We start from the raw sequence: 862 nt of genomic DNA, 5'->3' as shown, positions 1-862 counted from the left end.
TGCTGTATTCGGTGTTCCGCCCTTCCACGGCCATCCTCTGTGATGGGGATCTGGTGGAAAAGCGTAACCTTGTCCGGCAGAACTTCGTCTCCCACGACCTCGGCCGCAATAAGGCGGAGGTGCTCGCGGAGCGGTATTCGGCAGCGTTCGGTATGGGATGCCGGTATGTGCCGCACTACATCGAAAGTGAAGATGAACTAAGGCAGCTGCTTTATCCTGATTATGCAGACGCGCTCGTGATCCTGCTCGGCTGCGTGGACAACAACCGCAGCCGGAGGATGTGCAACGAGGTGTTTTACCACGCGCGCGACCTGGTCTACATCGATTCCGGCAACGGGTTGGCGAATGGGCAGGTCGTGTGCGGCGTCCGCAAGGGCGGGCGCACACTGCGCCGGCCGGTGGCGGGCTTCTATCCGGATATCCTGGACCCAACGGACAAATTCCCCAGTGAGCTGCCCTGCGCGGAGGCTTCCGTCTCCTCGCCGCAGGCCATGACGGCCAACCTCATGGCGGCCACGCTTACACTGTGCATGCTGTATAACATCATCGCGGGCGGCGAGCTTACCACCCGCATGACTACCTTCTCCAGCAAGACAGTGAACGTCCGGCCGCTGCTCCCGAAACGGAGGGCGGCATGATGGAGCAGATCCGGTATGCCTGCGGCCGTCTGGGCGAGCTTGCGCAGGATATCCGCTGGCGCGCCGGCCAGCTCCCCGCCCTGCGGGAGGCCGGCGGCACGGCGGAACTGCGGCAGATCGCCCAGCAGATACAGAAGCTGGCATCCGCCCTCCATGAAGCAGCGCTCCTGCTCGAAGAGCTGGACCTGCCCAGGGTCCCTGCCTATACGGCGCAGCTCAGCGCG

2 protein-coding genes are annotated in these 862 nt (G+C 63.7%); both read left to right on the top strand.

Annotated features, from left to right (window positions below; genetic code table 11):
* The coding region (locus OCV66_RS15490) for a ThiF family adenylyltransferase (protein ID WP_147574659.1) at positions 1–638 on the top strand (638 nt) is incomplete at its 5' end.
* On the top strand, positions 635–862 hold a 228-nt coding region (locus OCV66_RS15485), incomplete at its 3' end, for a hypothetical protein (RefSeq protein ID WP_147574658.1). The genes OCV66_RS15490 and OCV66_RS15485, both read left to right, overlap by 4 nt.

Origin of the sequence: Agathobaculum ammoniilyticum, assembly GCF_025567315.1 — a bacterium.
Lineage (GTDB): Bacteria > Bacillota > Clostridia > Oscillospirales > Butyricicoccaceae > Agathobaculum > Agathobaculum ammoniilyticum.
The sequence above is the reverse complement of the archived record's forward strand: the minus strand, read 5'-3'. Positions and strand labels throughout refer to the sequence as shown.